The following is an 18,391-nucleotide window of genomic DNA, read 5'->3' as shown; positions in this document are numbered from 1 at the left end:
GAAGGCTCGATTTTAAAGTGTATCAAAAGTGGTCACGATGCGTTGGCAAACTTCTTCCAAAAGTGTTTTAGGCATAGCAACATTGAGGCGGGCATGAAGAGTTCCCTCCTCTCCAAAGTCCAAACCTCGGTTCAAGATAACCTTGGCTTCATTCTTCAAAAGCTCTTGCAAGCGGTCATCCGTTAGGTCATAGGCTGAAAAATCAAGCCAGATCAAGTAGGTACCTTGCGGTTTCATGACCTTAATCTTGGTTTCGTTGCCCAAAACATCCACTATATAGTTAATGTGATCCTCGATGACTTCCTTTAACTCTCCTAACCAGTCCTTACCATAACGGTAGGCAGCTTCTGTCGCCAAATAACCCAAGCCTGAGATTTCATGCTGGTTATTGGCCAACTGGCGTTTTTGGAAAGCAACACGAAGCTTGGGATTTTCAATAACTGCATAGGAATTCTTGGTCCCAGCAATATTAAATGTCTTAGTGGCACTACTCAAGATAAGGGCAAAGTCTTTAAAAGCTGGATCAATGGTATTGAATGACTGGTGTTTGTGATCAAAGAGAGCCAAATCTTGGTGAATCTCATCTGAAACCAACAAAACACCATGTTTTTGGCAGAGATGACCAATCTTTTCTAACACTTCCTTTTCCCAAACACGTCCACCAGGATTGTGGGGATTGCAAAGGATATAAAGCTTCACATCCTCTTCCACCAATTCCTTCTCTAACTGGTCAAAGTCAATCTCAAACAACCCGTCCTTTTCCACCAAAGAATTGGTAATCAATCTGCGATTGTTCAGTTTGACACTGCGGGCAAAAGGTGGATAGACCGGTGTGTTAATCAGAACAGCCTCTCCTTCTTTTGTAAAGGCTTGAATGGCTGTTGAAATAGCTGGTACCACACCCTCGATAAAGACGAGGGCATCCTTATCAAAGTGATAGCCATGTTGTGTGGCTTCCCAGTCCTGAACCGACTCAATCAAAGCATCACTGGCATAGGTATAGCCATAGACCAACTGATCTGCGTAGGCTTGTACAGCTTGTCGAACTTCAGGCAAAACCACAAAGTCCATATCTGCTATCCAAGCTGGTAGAACTTCTCGATCAGCTTCCGCTTCTTTCCATTTATAGGTATGATGCCCAAAACGATTGGGCAGGCTTGTAAAATCATATTTTCCCATATCTATCTTATCCTTCCAAAGCTTGTCGCAAGTCCGCAATCAAATCTCTGGCATCCTCAATCCCAATTGACAAGCGCAAGAGGTCATCTGTTAAGCCATAGGAATGACGCACTTCTGCTGGAATATCCGCATGGGTTTGAGTCGTCGGATAGGTGATCAGGCTTTCCACCCCACCTAAACTCTCAGCAAAAGAGAAGACCTTGAGGCTATTTAAAATATGAGGAATACGTTTTTCATCCACTACTTTAAAGGAAATCATCCCCCCACGTCCTGTATAGAGCACTTCCTTAACAGCAGGTGAATCCTTCAAAAAAGCAACCACTTCTTGGGCATTGGCTGTCGAACGTTCCATACGAAGAGGTAGAGTTTTGAGACCACGAATCAACTGATAACTATCAAATGGTGACAAGACCGCACCAGTCGTATTCAAATTGTAGAAAAGTTGCTCATATAGTTCTAAACTATTAGTCACAACCACCCCAGCTAAAACATCATTGTGCCCTGCTAGATACTTGGTAGCAGAATGAAGAACGATATCCGCACCATCTTCAATCGGTCGTTGGTAAATTGGGCTGTAGAAGGTATTGTCCACCACTACCCTGGCACCCTTGGCATGTCCTAGTTTGGCTAGTTTGGCAATATCAAATTCCAACATCAAGGGATTGGTTGGTGTTTCGATATAGAGAACATCCACATCCTTTTCTAACTCAGCAATTAGCTCTTCTTCTGTATTGGCATAGGTAAAATGGAACCGGCCTTCTTGCTCGACTTGGTTGAACCAACGGAAAGAACCTCCATACAGATCGCGCACAGCCAAGACTTTACTTCCTACTGGAAAAACACTAAAGGCCAGTACAATCGCAGCCATACCTGAACTCGTCGCAAGGGCATAGTCTGCTGATTCAATCGCAGCCAAGACTTCCTCCGCCTTACTCCGAGTTGGATTTTTAGTACGAGTATAGTCAAATCCCGTAGACTGACCGAACTCTGGATGCTGATAAGTTGTTGAAAAATGAAGTGGCGTCACCAAGGCACCTGTTGCCTTATCTGACTTGATTCCCGCCTGGGCCAAAATTGTGTTGATGTGTAGTTCTTTGCTCATACAATACCTCCAAATCTATAGTAACTATTGTACCACTTATTTTCACTAACTTATTTTCTTGTTTTCAAGAGCTAGTTATAGTTTCAAACTATATAAAAACGATAGTTCCTTGAGAAACTATCGTTTTTCCTGTTGAATAGACTGGTTATTTAACGTGTTTTGCCAGTTCTTCTTGGGCTTTTTTATTTGATTCTTCTTTTTCTTTCAGCCATTTTTCTTTCGCTTTTTCATACTCATCAGCCGTTACAGTCTTATCTTGTAACTTGAGATACTTGTATGATTCGACACCCTTATTTCCAGCTTGTGAGAATGGTGATGAGAATGGAACTGTCTTTCTCAAGGTCGGTGTTCCACCCTGAGAAACGTTTGGAATTGCAAGGGCGCTATCAACGAGCCAAGCTTGAATTTCAGCATATTTTTCATAACGTTTTGCTGGATCTTGCTCCTTGTTCGCTTCTTCTAACATTTGAGTGTAAGTATCCAGACCAACTGCCTTAGCCTTGTCATTGACCTCACCTGGTTCTAGACCAATATTTTGCAACATACCGCCGTTATTGACATTTAAGATATCAAGATAGCTTGATGGATCCAAGTAGTCAGCACTCCAACCGCCATTATAGATATCAAAGTCTTTTTGAGCTGCGGTTTGAGCGAGGTAGCTAGAGTTGTCAAAGTCATCTGTTGATAGCTGTTGGATATCGATAACCACATTCTCAGCTCCTAGAACAGATTCGATGGATTGTTTCAAAGAACTTGCTTCAAGTACACCTTTTTTAGCTGATTGGTCAACTGTTACATCCAAGTGGATTGGAAATTGCACACCCTTAGCTTCCAATTCTTTCTTGGCTTCTGCAAATTTAGCTTTAGCCTTGTCAGGATTGTAGTATGGATCTTGTGCATCTGCAAAGTTGATTCCTTGCCATTCTTGGCCATAGTTGACCATCTTTTCTGAAACAACATCGCCAAAGTCTTTTCCGTTGATACTTACAAATGTTGGAGGTACAACCAAGTTACGAATAATCTTTGTTGCTCCGTCCTCCCCTTGAGATTGTGCTCCATAGGCTGTACGGTTATAAGCATAGTTGAAGGCTTGACGGAAGTTTTTATTCAGAACTGCTTCTTGGGTTGATTTCTTTTCGATATCAGAGGACTTAGACGTGAAGTTATAAGATTTTCTGTCCAAGTTGAAGTTCAAGTAATAAGAAGTTGCATTTTGCATACTATAGATGATGTTATCCTTGTTCTTCTCTTTAATTCCTTCAAAGCTTGAGCTATTTGGATAGAGACGCGCGTAGCTATAGACTCCTTCTACAAAGTTACGTGCTAGTGCATCTTGGTCACTACCATCATAATAGGCCAATTTCACATCATCCACAAAGACATTTTTTTCATCCCAGTAGTTGGGATTTTTCTTGAATTCGATAACAGATTTTGAAACAAAAGATTTCATTAAGAAAGGTCCATTGTACAAAATACTAGAAGGGTCTACCTTACCAAAGTCATCCCCTTTTGATTTTAAGAAATCTGCATTGACAGGGAAGAGAATGGTTGAAGTTGTTTTAGAATTCCAATAAGGTTCTGGACGTGTCAAAGTATACTGAACTGTTTGGTCGTCAATCGCCTTAACACCGACAGTTGAAAAGTCACTTGTTTTCCCGTTGATATAGTCATCCAAACCTGCTACAGAGTCTTGAACAAGGTACAAGGCTTCAGATTTTTTATCAGCAGCATATTTCAAACCTGTGACAAAGTCTTGGGCCGTTACAGGGGCGTATTCTTCACCCTCATAAGTATACCATTTTGCATCCTTACGCAATTTGTAAGTATAGGTCAAACCGTCCTGAGAAACAGTCCAATCCTCTGCCAATGATGGAACATAGTTACCGTATTGGTCATTTTCCATCAACCCATCCACCAAATTGGTTACGATGTCATTGGTTGTTGCACGGTTTTCTGCAAGATAGTTCAAACTAGATGGATCGCTCGAATAAACATAGTTATATGTTTTAGTAGCGCTACTTGAATTTCCACATGCGCTCAGTAAGATACCTGCGCTTAACACGACACTTGCAAGTGTCAGATACTTGGCCTTAGACTTTTTCATTTCCAGAACCTCCTGTTTAAAAGTTTTGTCTTATTATACAGCTTTGGTTTTATTTAGTCAAGTGATTTCTGAAGAAAAACTTAAAAAAGCATATTTTTTGCTCTTAATTTTAGAAAAAGTTCTCTTTTTTTAAGAAAAATGTAGTATAAAAACCTTTCTGTTAAAGAAAGGTTAAATTTATTACTTTTATTTATAAATCTTTTTACGATATTTTCAATCGTGTACGTAGTCGATCTGCTTGAGCTTTGCCGATTATCTTGTCCAAGAGTCGTGTCCGTAGGCTCATCAAACCATAAAGACCTCCTCCAAGCCCTCCGATGAGAGCCACATAAAGGAAACTCCAGAAACGTCCACTTGGTTGGAAGACAAAACCGAGTAGCCACTGCAAGAAGCCAACTAGGATAAACATGACAAGGGTCAAGATGGTAATCAAAATGGTTCGCTTCAAGATTATCTTTCGACGAGCACCCGTTACCTGGCAAATGTCTCGGTACATCAGGACATTCGGAATAATCAAACCGATAGTCGTTGAAATCAAGGGACCGTAACTATGGAAAATAGCAATGGTTGGCAATTGCAAGACGATCTTAGCAATGGAACCATAGATGAAGTAAAGAACTGCCTTGCGGTTTCGGAACATGGCCTGAAGCATAGGAGACAAGACCATATACAAGCCTAGGATAGTAGACTGCAAAACTGCAAAGACAAATAAACCCATGGCCAAACTATCTGGCTTACCGTAAAAGACCGTGTAAAGAGGCTCCCCTACCATGACCACTCCAACCGTTGCCGGCAGTAAAAATAAGAAGAGCATGGTGAGACTATCTTGGACTAGGCGAGCCGCTGCCGGTAAGTCGCCTTTTACATAGTTTTCCGTCAACAGCGGCAAACCGACACTCCCAATGGAAACCCCCACAGAGATTAAAATCATGGTAATTTTATTAGGATTGGCAGAGAAATAAGAAAACATAACAACCAAGTCTTCATTGCTGTAGTTGGTAAACCACTTCATACTATTGATAAAGGTCATCTGGTCTAAAATCTGGAAGAGCTGGATGGCTGATCCTGTCAGGATAAAGGGAATGGCTTCCTTTATGGTATCGACTAAGAGTCGCTTACTATTGATTTTATCCCGTGTTTCAAAAACTCTTTTGAGCAAACCTTCTTGGGCAAGAAAGTAGATCAAAACTGCAAAACTTGCCACCATCCCCACAAAGGCTGCAAAGGTCGATTGGGTAACGGCTGATAAGTAGTCACCAGAACCCATCTTCATAATGAAGAAGGTTGCCATCAACATCCAGATAACACGGATTACCTGCTCGGCGATTTGACTCATAGCATAGGGTTTCAGGTTATTCATCCCTTGGAAGAATCCTCGGATGACACTCATAGATGGGAAAATCAAGACTGCCCAAGCCAAGCTCTGCATGATGGGAATCAGGTCTTTCCCCACACCTGACAAATCTGCTAACCAGGGAGAAAAGAGATACAAGACCAAAGCAAAGACTAAGCCCAAGCCCGTCATAAAGCTTAGGAAACTCCGAATCAAGGCAAAGCTATGCTCTTCTTCTCGCATGGTATTGTACTTAGCTACTTGTTTGGCGACCGCAACTGGGATACCCGCTGTCGAAATCAGCAAGAACCAGGCGTAAATATTGTAGCCCATGGTAAAGAGTCCATTTGCCTTAGCAGCATAGGTCCCCATCCAGATATACCAGGGAATAATGTAGATAGCACCAAGGAGGCGACTAATAAAGTTACTAGCTGTTAGCCAAGCAGTCCCTCGCAACATCTGGGCTTGCTGGTGATTGTTTTCGTTAGACATAGCTTCCTCATTCAATTTTGATAACTAGGAAAAGTTCCTTATCTTCCATTATAAACTTTTCCTTGTTACTTGTAAAATTCGGGCTTGAAGTTTATAATAGAAAGTATGATTAAGATTGAAACCGTATTAGATATTTTAAAGAAAGATGGCCTTTTTCGTGAGATTGTTGACCAAGGACATTACCACTACAACTACAGTGAAGTTGTTTTTGATAGCATCAGTTATGACAGCCGAAAAGTAAAAGAAGGGACTCTTTTTTTTGCAAAAGGTGCTGCCTTTAAAAAAGAATATCTGCTCTCAGCTATCTCGCAGGGCTTAGCTTGGTATGTCGCAGAAAAGGACTACGAGATTGGTATCCCCGTCATCATTGTGAACGATATCAAGAAAGCCATGAGTTTGATTGCGATGGAATTTTATGGTAATCCGCAAGAGAAACTCAAAATTCTCGCTTTCACAGGGACAAAAGGAAAGACAACAGCTGCTTACTTTGCTTACCACATCCTATCTCAACGCTACCCAACAGCTCTCTTGTCAACTATGAATACAACTCTGGATGGCAAGACCTTCTTTAAATCTTCCTTCTCAACACCTGAAAATATCGATCTTTTCGACATGATGGCTCAGGCTGTTAAGAATGGAAGAACCCATCTTGTAATGGAAGTCTCTAGCCAAGCCTATCTTGTTCATCGAGTCTATGGTCTGACCTTTGATGTAGGTGTCTTTCTTAACATCACTCCTGACCATATCGGTCCGATTGAGCATCCAAGCTTTGAAGATTACTTCTACCACAAACGTCTCTTGATGAAAAATAGCCGAGCAGTTGTCATTAATAGCGACATGGACCATTTTTCTGTATTGAAAGAACAAGTGGAAGATCAAGAACATGACTTCTATGGTAGCCAGTCAAGTAACCAAATCGAGAACTCCAAAGCCTTTAGCTTTTCCGCTACAGGTAAACTCGCTGGTTATTATGATATCCAACTCATCGGCCACTTTAACCAAGAAAATGCCGTTGCTGCAGGACTTGCCTGTCTTCGTCTAGGTGCCAGTCTTGAAGATATCAAAAAAGGGATCGCTGCAACCCGCGTCCCTGGACGTATGGAAGTTCTCACTCAGAAAAATGGAGCCAAGGTCTTCATCGACTACGCCCACAATGGTGACAGTCTGAAAAAACTGATTTCTGTTGTTGAAACTCATCAAACTGGAAAGATTGCTCTGGTTCTCGGTTCGACTGGAAACAAGGGTGAAAGTCGTCGCAAAGACTTTGGACTCCTCCTCAATCAACACCCTGAGATTCATGTCTTTCTCACCGCTGATGACCCCAACTATGAGGATCCAATGGTCATTGCTGAAGAAATCAGTAGCTATATCAGTCATCCTGTTGAAAAGATTGCCGATCGTGAAGAAGCCATCAAGGCAGCGATGGCCATCACAAATCAAGAACTCGATGCTGTGATTATTGCAGGCAAGGGAGCTGATTGTTACCAAATCGTCCAAGGAAAGAAAGAAGACTATCCTGGAGACGCAGCTATCGCAGAACGTTATCTATAAAAAAAATCAAGGGAAACATTCCCTTGATTTTTTTAGTCTTCTTTTTTAAATGAATTTTTAAGACCTTCAACGGCACCTTCTACAGCACCTTTAGCATCTTCAACAACTTCTTTTGCTTTGGCAACTGTTTTTTCTACAGTACCTTCTGCTTCTGTCTTGCTATCGCCAGTAACTTTACCAAATCCTTCTTTGATAGCACCAGTTGCTTGATCCAATTTATTTTCAAGTGACATAGTTCTGTCTCCTTTGCTTTTAATACGATAAACGTTATCGCTTACATTCAGTTTATGCTTATTCTTTAGCAAAGTCAAATAATCTGCTCAAAAGCAAACAATTAAGACAAATAGAAAGATAAGCGTTCCTTGTCAAAATCAACAGCCAACTCATACTTTCCTTCTTCGTTTTGAACAATATAACCCAAGACGACTAAACTCTCAACGAAGATATCACGCCGTTTCTGCATGAGCTGGTCCTTTTTGAGGAACTTGAGCAAAAACGTCGTCATATACTTGAGAGCATACTCAGGATTGACATCTCCTAAAATGGCATAGAGTTCCTGCTGTTTTTCTGTCAAAGGATAATGATCCTTGACCTTATAGAAATAATTAGACAGGGTCATCTTTTCTCTAGCAAAATCTGTAGATTCGACTAAAATGGCTGCATTGGTTTGATTGCGCAATTCTGTCTCAAAAGTCTTCTCTAGCAAGGCTTGATAGACTGGACTGTCCTCTCTGATAAAAATTTCTTGGTCAAGGGCTAAATCATCCGTAGATTCTAAAAAAGGGAGATTGAGGGAATAGCGTTTGTTTGCCCTTAGGATCAATCCTGCCTTAATATACTCTTCCATGAGTTTATCAACTGCTACATCTGGAAACTGAGCCTTGATTTCCCGGAGGATTACATCATCATGCTGGTCCAGGTAGTCCACCAAATCTATAAAAAATGGCTGCCGAGTCAAACGAGAGGGATTAAAAATCTGAATCATGAAGATTCCTTTCTTTACATTCTAAAAGAGGGGATGCTGCTAGTTGACTAGGATTGGTTCCTGGCTGATTCAGAGGCACAGGAAGTCCGAGTCTCTGATAATATTCTCTCCAAAAATCACTGATCTCCTGCTCCCCATCACCAAATTTCATCGGAATGGTCTCAAAAATAGGTAGGATTTCTGCGATATACTGGGAGCAGTAAAAGCCAAGCCCATCTGGATAAAAAGAGGCATTATAGGGTTCACCTAAATATTTGCTTGCTCTTTCCTTTACCAAGTCAGCTTCCAGCTCTGGATAGACATAAAGGTCATAGAGATGAGTTCGTTCAAAAAATTCAGCCAGTTCTTGACAAATGACACCAGCTTGCCCACTAGCATGGTAGATGAAACCGTCCAAAAAGATGGCTACATGACTATAGTTACCGGTAGAAGCCTGGATGGCCTGCCCCATATCTGAAAGGTCCTTCACAAAAATCAAATCACCATTTTCTAACATCTTTCTCTCCTAGAAAAAAAGGAGCCGAAACCCCTTTAGCTATATGGAAAACACTGTTTTCTCGTGTCAATCTCCAGTCAAATAATTACCATTTAAATAATTCATTAACTATATTATAAGAATCACTCTAGCTGAAAATAATAAAGCAGACCCAAACTTCCAAAAGACAGAGCTAAGCAGAGGATTCCTATTTGCAATCCATACAAATGCCAAAAACTACCACTAACTAAAATAAAAATCGATGTCTCAGCAACGAGGCGATGCCATTTTTTAAAAGCATGTGGAGATTTTGGTGCCATATATCGTGCCCAAAATAAGATTAATAGAACTGCTAGAAGAAAAAATAGGAATTTTTCCAGCCAAGAAATTTGTATCACAGACACGGAGAAAAGACCAAGAATTGCGACAACTTCAACCAAAAAGTGCAGTCCTTCAATCAATCGCATCATGCTATCACCTTCTATAAATAGTCAAATTAACAGTTCCAAATATTCCTTAAGAATTACCCATTAAAGCTTTCTGTCAACTGAGGCACCACTTGTTTCTTACGTGAAACAGCACCTGGAAGGAAAGCGTGGTTGTTTTCAAGTTTGAAGTTGAAAGCTGCTTCGACCTTGTCCATGTTTGATCCAAGAGCAAGGATTTCTGAGTTTGAGTTGACGATGTCTGTAATCATCAAAACAAAGTCAGAGTAGCCGTTTGCTGTATTGGCAGCTTGCATTGCTGCTTCGATTTCAGCTTGGCGTTCCAAGACTTCAGCAATATCAACTGTGTTAACCTGAGCAACACGAACCTTATTTCCGTTGAGTTCAAATGTCTTAGCATCGATGTCAATCAATTCTTCAGCAGATTTACTAGCCAAGTTTGTACCAGCTTTCAGCATAGCCAAACCGTACTCTTCCAAGTTGACACCAGCTAATTCTGCCAATTCAGGAGCAATGACTTTATCAGATGGGTGAGTTGTTGGTGATTTCAAAAGAAGAGTATCTGAAATCAAACCTGAAAGCATCAAACCTGCGATTTCTTTAGGAACTGCCACACCATGTTCTTTGAACATGCGGTAAACGATAGATGAAGCTGATCCAACTGGTTCCAAACGCATGTAAAGTGGGCTTGCAGTTTCAAAGTTAGCCACACGGTGGTGGTCCACAACACCGTAAACTTCTACTTCAGCGATATCTGATACTGACTGTTGGAATTCATTGTGGTCAGTCAAGATGACTTGTTCTGCACCTTCTGCTTTAGCAGATGTGATGACGCGTGGTGCTTCTACACCAAAATAGTTCAAAACAAAAGCTGTTTCTTCATTAGGAGTTCCAAGTGCTACAGCTTCTGTGTCCAATCCATAAGCCTCTTTTGCAAGGTAAGCAAAGGCTACAGATGACCCGATGGCATCTGAGTCTGGATTTTGGTGACCAAATACTAGAATCTTAGACATGATAATACCTCTTTAAATTTATTCATCTTATTTTAGCACTTTTTTCCTCTTTTGACAAAAGTAAGAGGAGTCAAAAGACTCCTCGTTAGATATCAATATGGTTGACTAGATTTTTCTCTTGATTTTCGGATAAAAATCGTTCTTTCTGTGGACGTTTCTTACGTTTGAGGAGAGATTCGGCAGACATGGCTTCTTCCTTACTAGCAAAACCCTCTACATAGATGAGTTTGACTGGCAAGCGAGCTCGGGTATACTTGGCTCCCTTACCACTATTATGAACGGCAAGGCGCCTCTTCACATCCGTTGTATAGCCCGTATAGTAAGAACCGTCGCGACACTCCACCACATACATATAGGCCTTATGATCCATAGTAAATCTCTTGAATTTCTGGTGTATAAGAACCATCATCATTGTGAACGATGAGTGGTGGCAAGACCTTAAAGCCACTGGTCGATCCATCCTTGATAGCTTCGATTAAGAGCATATTAGCCTCCTTCTCACGTTTAGGATAGACAAATTGCAGGCGCTTGGGTGCCAAATTATGGCGTTGAAGCATGTCTAAGATATCCAAGAGCCGATCTGGACGATGAACCATGGCCAAACGGCCATTAGACTTGAGAATACTCTGAGCACTACGGCAAATTTCTTTTAGGTTAGTCGTAATTTCGTGTCTGGCCAGAAGGTAATGTTCACTCTCGTTCAGATTAGAATGCGGATCCACCTTAAAATAAGGCGGATTGCACAAAATCATATCCACCTTACTTCCCTGAATGTGGGCAGGCATATTTTTCAAATCATCACAGATGACCTGCATCTGCTCTTCCAAGCCATTCAACTGAACCGAACGCTCTGCCATATCCGCCAAGCGCTCCTGAATCTCTACAGATATTATCCGCGCCTGAGTACGTGAACTAGCAAAAAGTCCCACTGCACCATTTCCAGCACAAAAGTCCACAATTAAACCCCGTTTAGGGAAGCGAGGAAAGCGTGATAAAAGAACACTATCCACCGAATAGCTAAACACCTCTCTATTTTGGATGATTTTGATATCTGTCGAAAAGAGCTGATTGATTCGCTCTCCTGGTTTTAATAATTGTTCTTCTTTCATACTTTTATTATAACAAATAATGTTAATATTACAAATGGTTTAGATAATCGTATTTATGGCTTCTTCTTTAAATGCTCTAATGCCTCACGCGTCCAAACAGGCATCATTCGTCCAAGTGGTGCAAAACCGTGCTTGATCCGATCATTTGAAAAACGTCTCCGTCTTGGCAATTGATGTTTTTCCTCTTCCAAGGTACGGATAGAAAGACTAGCCTTCCCAGTGTATTCGTCAAAATCCACCACCTGAACTTGGACTTCATCACCAATTTTTAAAATGTCATAGATATTTTCAATAAATCCCGTCCGAATCTCCGAGATGTGAATCAGCCCTGTCACCCCTGTCTCTAACTCAACAAAGGCACCATAGGGCTGAATTCCTGTAATACGCCCAGTTAGCTTATCACCAATTTTCATTCTAGTCCTCAATTTCAATCGTTTCAATTACTACATCTTCAACTGGTTTGTCCATTGCACCAGTCTCAACAGCTGCAATGGCATCCAAGACCGCAAACGATTCTGCGTCCACCAATTGCCCAAAAACAGTATGGCGACGGTCAAGGTGAGGAGTTCCACCTTGTTCTGCATAAATCTCAGCGATTGGTTCAGGCCAGCCACCACGCGCAATCTCTTTTTTAGAGTACGGCAAATGTTGGTTTTGAACGATAAAGAACTGGCTGCCATTGGTATTTGGACCCGCATTGGCCATAGAAAGGGCACCACGGATATTGTAGAGTTCTTCTGAAAATTCATCTTCAAAAGAGTCGCCGTAGATTGACTCACCACCCATACCAGTACCAGTTGGATCTCCACCTTGGATCATAAAGTCCTTAATAATACGGTGGAAAATCACACCATCATAGTAACCGTCTTTTGACAGAGCAACAAAGTTGGCTACTGTTTTGGGAGCATGTTCAGGGAAGAGCTTGATACGCAAGTCTCCGTGATTGGTCTTAATGGTCGCAAGCGGACCTTCTACTGCTTCAATGTCTACTTGTGGGAAATGCAATTCTTTTTCTACCATACCAAATCCTTCTAAGGCATCAAAAATGCCATCTTCTTCTACTGTTTTTGTAATATAATCTGCTTTTTCTTTGATTTTATCATGGGAAACACCCATAGCAATACTGATTCCAGCATAATCAAAGAGTTCCAAGTCATTGAGACCATCCCCAAAGACCATAACATTCTCTGGTTTCAAGCCTAGATGTTCTACAACCTTGGCAACACCAGTGGCTTTTGAACCTGAAATCGGCACGATATCTGATGAATGTTCATGCCAACGCACCATGCGAAGTTTACCAGAGAGACTATCTGGTAACCGCAAGTCATCCCCTTTTTCCTCAAAGGTCCACATCTGGTAAATGTCCGCTTTTTCATGGAAGTTAGGATCCACATTCAAGTTTGGATAAATCGGGTCAATAGCCTCACTGATCAGTTCTGTTCGCGTGGAGAGTTTAGCAGAATGACTTCCAACTAAACCATACTCAATTCCCTCTTCCTTCGTCCAAGAAATGTACTCCTCAACATCTGACTTGTCAATCTGATGTTGATAAATGACCTGACCTTTTTTATCTTCTATATAGGCCCCATTTAGGGTTACAAAAAAGTCAGGTTTGAGCTCTCGAATCTCTGGAACGACACCGAAAATACCACGACCAGAGGCAATTCCTGTTAAAATTCCTTTTTCACGTAACTGTTTAAAGACAGTGGGAATTGTAGCTGGAATAAAACCTGTCTTTGACGTACGCAAGGTATCATCAATATCAAAAAAGACGATTTTAATCTTTTTTGCCTTGTATTTTAATTTCGCATCCATCTCTCTACCTCTTTTCCATCACTCTTTCCATTATACCATAAAGCTGATGAAATTCCCTTTATGAAAAAAGATGAAAATCCTATCAAAAAGAGAGCCAGAAAAACTAGCCCTCTCTTTTCATCCTAGAACATCTCTAGAGCAATCATGGTAATCATCGTTGCATCATAGTAGTTGTCCGAAGGTAAATCTTGTGTGAAAATGTATTTATTTTGCTGAAGAAGTTTCAGATAGCCTTCTCCCTTGTCAGACGCGTAGGTAATCGGTGCCAAGAAACTACCTGCCTGGTATTGATTGAGGGCCGTTCCATTCAAGTCATAGCCAGCATAAATGCGTTGCTCTTTCATAAAGAAATCCATCATCTTTTGAACGAGTTTTTGGCTTCTTTCATCCTGGCTCTGTGACAAGTGATAAGGCAAACGGCAAGCGTTATAAGAGTACGCCCCATCGTATTGAGATTCGATAGTGTTGGCATCAACAAGACGTGCCCCTGACTTCTCAGCCCAGATAAAGTCTGGCAAGAGACCCGTATCAGAATGAGAACTGATTTGCTCCAATTGCCCAAGCATCTTATCCTTAACATCTAACCACTGTTTGTTTCCAGTCAGGTCATAGAAAGACTGGAAATAGTGAGGAAGAGTATCAGATGTCCGCATCAAGTAATAATAATCAGAATCCTTGTTTGCCCAGTTTCCTACTGTTAAAACACCTGTCTCTTCATTGTAGTTGTACTTAAGGATATCATCCAAGATTTTTTTAGCTTGCTCTTGGTATTCCTGCGCCTTATCTGGCCACTGTTTGGCAGCTTCAATTAAAGAATAAGCGATATAGAGATCTCCATCAGTTGCATTTTGTTTCTCGACCGTTTCGCTATCATTTTTGATCACTTGCTTCCAAGACATCAACTGCGTTCCCTCAATACGATGATTTTGATAATAGCGATAAAGACTCTCATAATCTGCTTGACTTGCTTGCCCTTTTTGGGCTGCTAAAACCGTTATGAGCATGCCGTAACTTTGGGCTTCAGATAGAACTGTTGTTCCCTCCGAATCACTCGTCGTACGAACATAAGACTGATTGCCTTTTGTAACAAGGAACTGTTGGCTCCATTGGCTGTAAATTCGATTACGCATCTCGATTTTAGTCCTTCCTCTTGCCAAAAACAAGGCTAAACAAAAGATAGAAAGAATGAGCACAAACCAGACATATTTTAATTTATTCGTTTTCATAGAACCTCCTATCCTGCAAATCGCTTGGTTTTAACCCACTTGGTTTCTTTTCGTCGGAGTACTTTATCCAGCACGATTGAAGAAATGGAATCAACGGATACAACGATAAACATCTGTGCATAAGAGAAATAGGCTGCCAGGGCTAACCAGATTTGTTTAGTTGTTGCTTGTCCAAATTGACTTGCCAATGCTGTCATAATTTGCATCAAATAGAGACCAATCATGAGAATCCAGTTAAAGAGCATGAGCTGAGCGATGTAGATATTGTCCGCATCAAAAGCAAATGGAACCCTGACATCTGGGAAGAAAAGATTAAGACAGATCGCTAGCACATTCGCTAGGAAAATCAAATCCGAAAGAACAATAGCAAAGTTAAACCAAAAGAAAACACAAGAATAGTTAAAGACTTCTAGTTTAACGCGCCAGTTTGCTCTGCCAAATAAATGCTTAAAGTTCGAGAGAACAACTTCATAATTTCCTTTCGCCCAACGTTTCCGCTGCATATAGTAACTCTTTAAGGTCTCAGGTTCTTGTTGGAAAGCCTCTGAATTATAGGCAAGGGCAATCAATTTACCACTCTGCATGATTTTGAAGGAAATATCGGTATCCTCAGTTAAGGCACCATTTTTCCAACCACCGATACTCTTTACAAAGTCGGTTTGAATGATAAAGTTGGTTCCTGGGATACGCCCAATTTTAAAGAGATGCCACATCCCAACGTGGTGCACGCGCTGAGTAACAACGATCTCTTGGTTGATACAACGAGTCAAGAAATTTTGGTTGGCGTTTCGAGTCTTGTTGCGGCCAAAAGATGCCACATGACGTTCTGGATCCTTCATAACTTCTTTGACAAGGAAATAAAGAGCATTTTTTTCAGGCATGGCATCTGCATCATAAACACAGATGTATTCGCCTGTTGCCATCTCCAAAGCATCGTTTAGAACGCCCGCTTTTCCTCCCGTACCAGTACGGTCGATAATGGTTAGATTTCTTCCTGCATATTCAGGCATGGCTTGTACAGACAAACATTCTGCATAGGTGTTATCCGAACAGTTATCCGCAAACAAGAGCAACTCCACACGGTCGTGAGGATAGTTCATATCCAAGATAGCTTTTGCCGTTTGGGCAATAACCACATCCTCATTATGGGCAGGAACAACAATCGTTACCTTAGGATAATAAGGTAGAGGCGAAGTGTCTACACGAAAATCACTGTGTTTAAACCAAAAGTGTACTGCCGAAAAGAGAATTACCAAGCCCCATGCTAGAGAAATCCAAATTGTAAGCAAGGTAAAAATCATTAACATTTGACTAATCATGATTCACCGCCTTAAAATTTTTGTTTACTCGATGGTAAAGAATATTGTATGCAATAAATAGTATGATAAAACAAATGCCAAAGGCGAGACTGAGTCCCAAAGCAATACCAAAAAATAGTTCGGTTAAAGTCATGTTCCCCTCCTAATATTCCACAATTACATCTGTCTCTAGTTGACGTTTGAGATGACTGGCGACATCCGCGTAGTCTTGGTATTTATCTTTATTATCAGAGTTAATCACCAAATAGCCTGTTTGGAACTGAATTCCTTGATTGCCATCTTCTCCATGAAAAACTAAACTGCTCAGTTTCTCCTGCAAACCATTCAAATAAAGTTCCTTCAAAGAATGTTGGCTTTTACTGGATAGAACGAGAAAATTACCATCCGAAACGTAATAGAGTTTATCATTGTAGCTCAATTCCTGAGCAATTACCTCTTGAATGCTACTGAGCATCTGGTTATGTTCTTTCGGTTTAATCTGGAAGAACAAATCTTCATGTGCCCAATGAATCAATAGAGATTGAACCGTAACATCACTTTGTTCAGTGACCATCGCTTGGTAATCTGCTCGCGCTTCGTCTTCCTGTTCTTGTACCTTTGAGGCCACCTTGAAGAAATAATAACGAACCTTAAGTAGAATCCCAATCAAAAGAGGAAAACTGATTAATAAAAAGACCAGTTGAATGATCGGGATATAAACCACACCCGCAACCAAAACGATAAGTCCAAAACCAAATGCTAAGATAAGGGTCCAAGTAAGCAAAAGGTCAGATAATACCAACACTGCAAACAAGGCTAAAGCTAAAAAAAAGATTTGTTCTAAAATGATTGCTCGAGCATACAAAAAACAAAGCACCAAAAGAATGACCTCACAAGCAAGCAAAGCCATAAGCCAGTTTTTAAATTGACTCCAATTTTTCATTTTATCTTATTTCCCCCCTTTGAATTCCGATACAGAAGTCGCTGCCCCAAAGTACTGTTGAATGGATTGTACGATTCGTTCAGAGGCTCTTCCATCTCCATAAGGATTTGGTGCCTGAGACATTTGTCTATAAAGAGTTTCATCTGTTAAGAGTGCTGCCATCGCTTCTTTCACACGTACTGGATCCGTACCAACTAGCTTCAAGGTTCCTGCACGAACACCTTCTGGACGTTCCGTTGTGTCACGAAGGACAAGGACAGGTTTGCCGAGAGAAGGCGCCTCTTCCTGAACACCTCCAGAGTCAGTCATGATAAAATAGCTTCTTGAAGCCAAATTATGAAAATCAAGTACATCTAAAGGCTCAATCAAGTGAATACGATCGTGACCAGCTAAGATATCGTTTGCTGCTTCTTGCACAGCAGGGCTAAGGTGAACAGGATAAACAACTTCAATTTCCTGATGAAGATCGACCATCTCACGTAAAGCTGCAAAGACATTTCTCATTGGTTGACCTTGATTCTCACGACGATGCATGGTTACTAATACAAGTTTCTTATCTGGATCCAATTGATCTAAAACTTCATGATAGTAATCCGATTGAACGGTTAGTTTCAAGGCATCAATGGCTGTATTTCCCGTAATGACAATAGCAGACTCAGGGTGATTTTCCTTGAGGAGATTTTCTTTACTCTCACTAGTTGGAGCAAAATAGAGATCCGCTAGGTTATCAGTCATCTGACGATTCATTTCTTCTGGGAAAGGAGAATACTTATCAAATGTCCTTAGGCCAGCTTCAACGTGGCCGATTCGTACCTGATTATAGAAAGCAACTAAACTTGCTGCAAAAGTTGTTGTTGTATCTCCATGAACAAGAATTATATCTGGAAGTTCTTGCTTAACAACTGGATCAAACTTTTCTAAAATTTTTCCAGTAATGTCTAAGAGGGATTGATTTTTCCCCATAATATCCAGGTCATAATGTGGCTCGATGCTAAACGTTTCAAGAACTTGATCAAGCATTTGACGGTGCTGAGCTGTCACAACTGTGATCGTCTCAATGCTGTCACTATGTTTTTGCAATTCTAACACTAAAGGGGCCATTTTAATAGCTTCTGGTCGTGTTCCAAAAACAACCATCACTTTCAGTTTCTTCATTACGCTATCCTTCTACTATAATAAAATTTGACACATCAGATTAATCTTTATATCGAATTATTGCGCAAATCAATTAATTTGATTATCTTAATTATTTTACCGTCAATTAATTTATATGTCAATTTTTTCCAAATTATATTATTGCATTTAATTTAATTTTAACAA

General features: G+C 40.7%; 18 protein-coding genes. 1 reads left to right on the top strand and 17 read right to left on the bottom strand.

Annotated features, from left to right (window positions below; translation table 11 throughout):
- Positions 1–12 precede the first annotated feature (12 nt).
- The 4 genes from O3655_RS07780 to O3655_RS07765 form a co-directional block, all read right to left on the bottom strand.
- Entirely contained in the window at positions 13–1,179 is a 1,167-nt protein-coding gene (locus O3655_RS07780) for a MalY/PatB family protein (RefSeq protein ID WP_049484867.1), read from the bottom strand.
- Positions 1,180–1,186: 7 nt separating this feature from the next.
- Entirely contained in the window at positions 1,187–2,281 is a 1,095-nt protein-coding gene (locus O3655_RS07775; protein WP_049484868.1) for a cystathionine gamma-synthase, read from the bottom strand.
- Between the two features lie 145 nt (positions 2,282–2,426).
- Positions 2,427–4,385: a peptide ABC transporter substrate-binding protein gene (locus O3655_RS07770; RefSeq protein ID WP_070800029.1), complete on the bottom strand. Its 1,959-nt coding sequence runs from the start codon at positions 4,383–4,385 to the stop codon at positions 2,427–2,429.
- A gap of 202 nt (positions 4,386–4,587) precedes the next feature.
- On the bottom strand, positions 4,588–6,210 hold the full coding sequence (locus O3655_RS07765) for a polysaccharide biosynthesis protein (RefSeq protein ID WP_000064204.1): 1,623 nt from the start codon (positions 6,208–6,210) through the stop codon (positions 4,588–4,590).
- 105 nt (positions 6,211–6,315) lie between these two features.
- On the opposite strand from O3655_RS07765, the gene O3655_RS07760 reads away from it, so the two are divergent.
- Positions 6,316–7,761, top strand: a complete 1,446-nt coding sequence (locus O3655_RS07760) for a UDP-N-acetylmuramoyl-L-alanyl-D-glutamate--L-lysine ligase (RefSeq protein WP_308697180.1) — start codon at positions 6,316–6,318, stop codon at positions 7,759–7,761.
- Positions 7,762–7,793: 32 nt separating this feature from the next.
- Here O3655_RS07760 and O3655_RS07755 read toward each other — a convergent pair whose 3' ends face one another.
- From O3655_RS07755 to wecB, 13 genes are all read right to left on the bottom strand, one after another.
- Positions 7,794–7,994 carry a CsbD family protein gene (locus tag O3655_RS07755; RefSeq protein WP_000051179.1) on the bottom strand — a complete coding sequence of 67 codons (201 nt, stop codon included), beginning with the start codon at positions 7,992–7,994 and terminating at the stop codon, positions 7,794–7,796.
- 101 nt (positions 7,995–8,095) lie between these two features.
- Entirely contained in the window at positions 8,096–8,746 is a 651-nt protein-coding gene (locus O3655_RS07750) for a DUF1803 domain-containing protein (protein WP_308697179.1), read from the bottom strand.
- Entirely contained in the window at positions 8,730–9,242 is a 513-nt protein-coding gene (locus O3655_RS07745) for a YiiX/YebB-like N1pC/P60 family cysteine hydrolase (protein WP_247941032.1), read from the bottom strand. Before O3655_RS07745 ends, O3655_RS07750 begins: the two co-directional genes overlap by 17 nt.
- Before the next feature lie 122 nt (positions 9,243–9,364).
- Complete coding sequence (locus tag O3655_RS07740; RefSeq protein WP_371641284.1) at positions 9,365–9,691, bottom strand: DUF2568 domain-containing protein; 327 nt, start codon at positions 9,689–9,691, stop codon at positions 9,365–9,367.
- Between the two features lie 53 nt (positions 9,692–9,744).
- Entirely contained in the window at positions 9,745–10,680 is a 936-nt protein-coding gene (locus tag O3655_RS07735; RefSeq protein ID WP_049519060.1) for a manganese-dependent inorganic pyrophosphatase, read from the bottom strand.
- An 85-nt stretch (positions 10,681–10,765) separates the two neighbouring features.
- Positions 10,766–11,050, bottom strand: coding sequence for a GIY-YIG nuclease family protein (locus tag O3655_RS07730; protein ID WP_070696307.1), 285 nt, complete (start codon positions 11,048–11,050; stop codon positions 10,766–10,768).
- A complete protein-coding gene (locus O3655_RS07725; protein ID WP_000657018.1) occupies positions 11,040–11,789 on the bottom strand; it encodes a tRNA1(Val) (adenine(37)-N6)-methyltransferase in 750 nt (249 codons plus the stop codon). Before O3655_RS07725 ends, O3655_RS07730 begins: the two co-directional genes overlap by 11 nt.
- A 53-nt stretch (positions 11,790–11,842) precedes the next feature.
- Positions 11,843–12,202: a S1 RNA-binding domain-containing protein gene (locus O3655_RS07720; RefSeq protein ID WP_000689619.1), complete on the bottom strand. Its 360-nt coding sequence runs from the start codon at positions 12,200–12,202 to the stop codon at positions 11,843–11,845.
- 1 nt (position 12,203) lies between these two features.
- Positions 12,204–13,604, bottom strand: coding sequence for a bifunctional Cof-type HAD-IIB family hydrolase/peptidylprolyl isomerase (locus O3655_RS07715; RefSeq protein ID WP_070696304.1), 1,401 nt, complete (start codon positions 13,602–13,604; stop codon positions 12,204–12,206).
- 122 nt (positions 13,605–13,726) lie between these two features.
- A complete protein-coding gene (locus O3655_RS07710) occupies positions 13,727–14,830 on the bottom strand; it encodes a glycosyl hydrolase family 8 (protein WP_070657440.1) in 1,104 nt (367 codons plus the stop codon).
- 8 nt (positions 14,831–14,838) lie between these two features.
- Positions 14,839–16,149, bottom strand: coding sequence for a glycosyltransferase (locus tag O3655_RS07705; RefSeq protein ID WP_000625492.1), 1,311 nt, complete (start codon positions 16,147–16,149; stop codon positions 14,839–14,841).
- Between the two features lie 142 nt (positions 16,150–16,291).
- On the bottom strand, positions 16,292–17,071 hold the full coding sequence (locus O3655_RS07700) for a hypothetical protein (RefSeq protein ID WP_000800615.1): 780 nt from the start codon (positions 17,069–17,071) through the stop codon (positions 16,292–16,294).
- Between the two features lie 6 nt (positions 17,072–17,077).
- A complete protein-coding gene (wecB, locus tag O3655_RS07695) occupies positions 17,078–18,226 on the bottom strand; it encodes a non-hydrolyzing UDP-N-acetylglucosamine 2-epimerase (protein ID WP_000734436.1) in 1,149 nt (382 codons plus the stop codon).
- Positions 18,227–18,391: the final 165 nt, after the last annotated feature.

It is taken from the genome of Streptococcus sp. 27098_8_70 (assembly GCF_041432215.1).
Lineage (GTDB): Bacteria > Bacillota > Bacilli > Lactobacillales > Streptococcaceae > Streptococcus > Streptococcus oralis_CP.
This window is presented reverse-complemented; position numbering and strand designations above follow the sequence as displayed.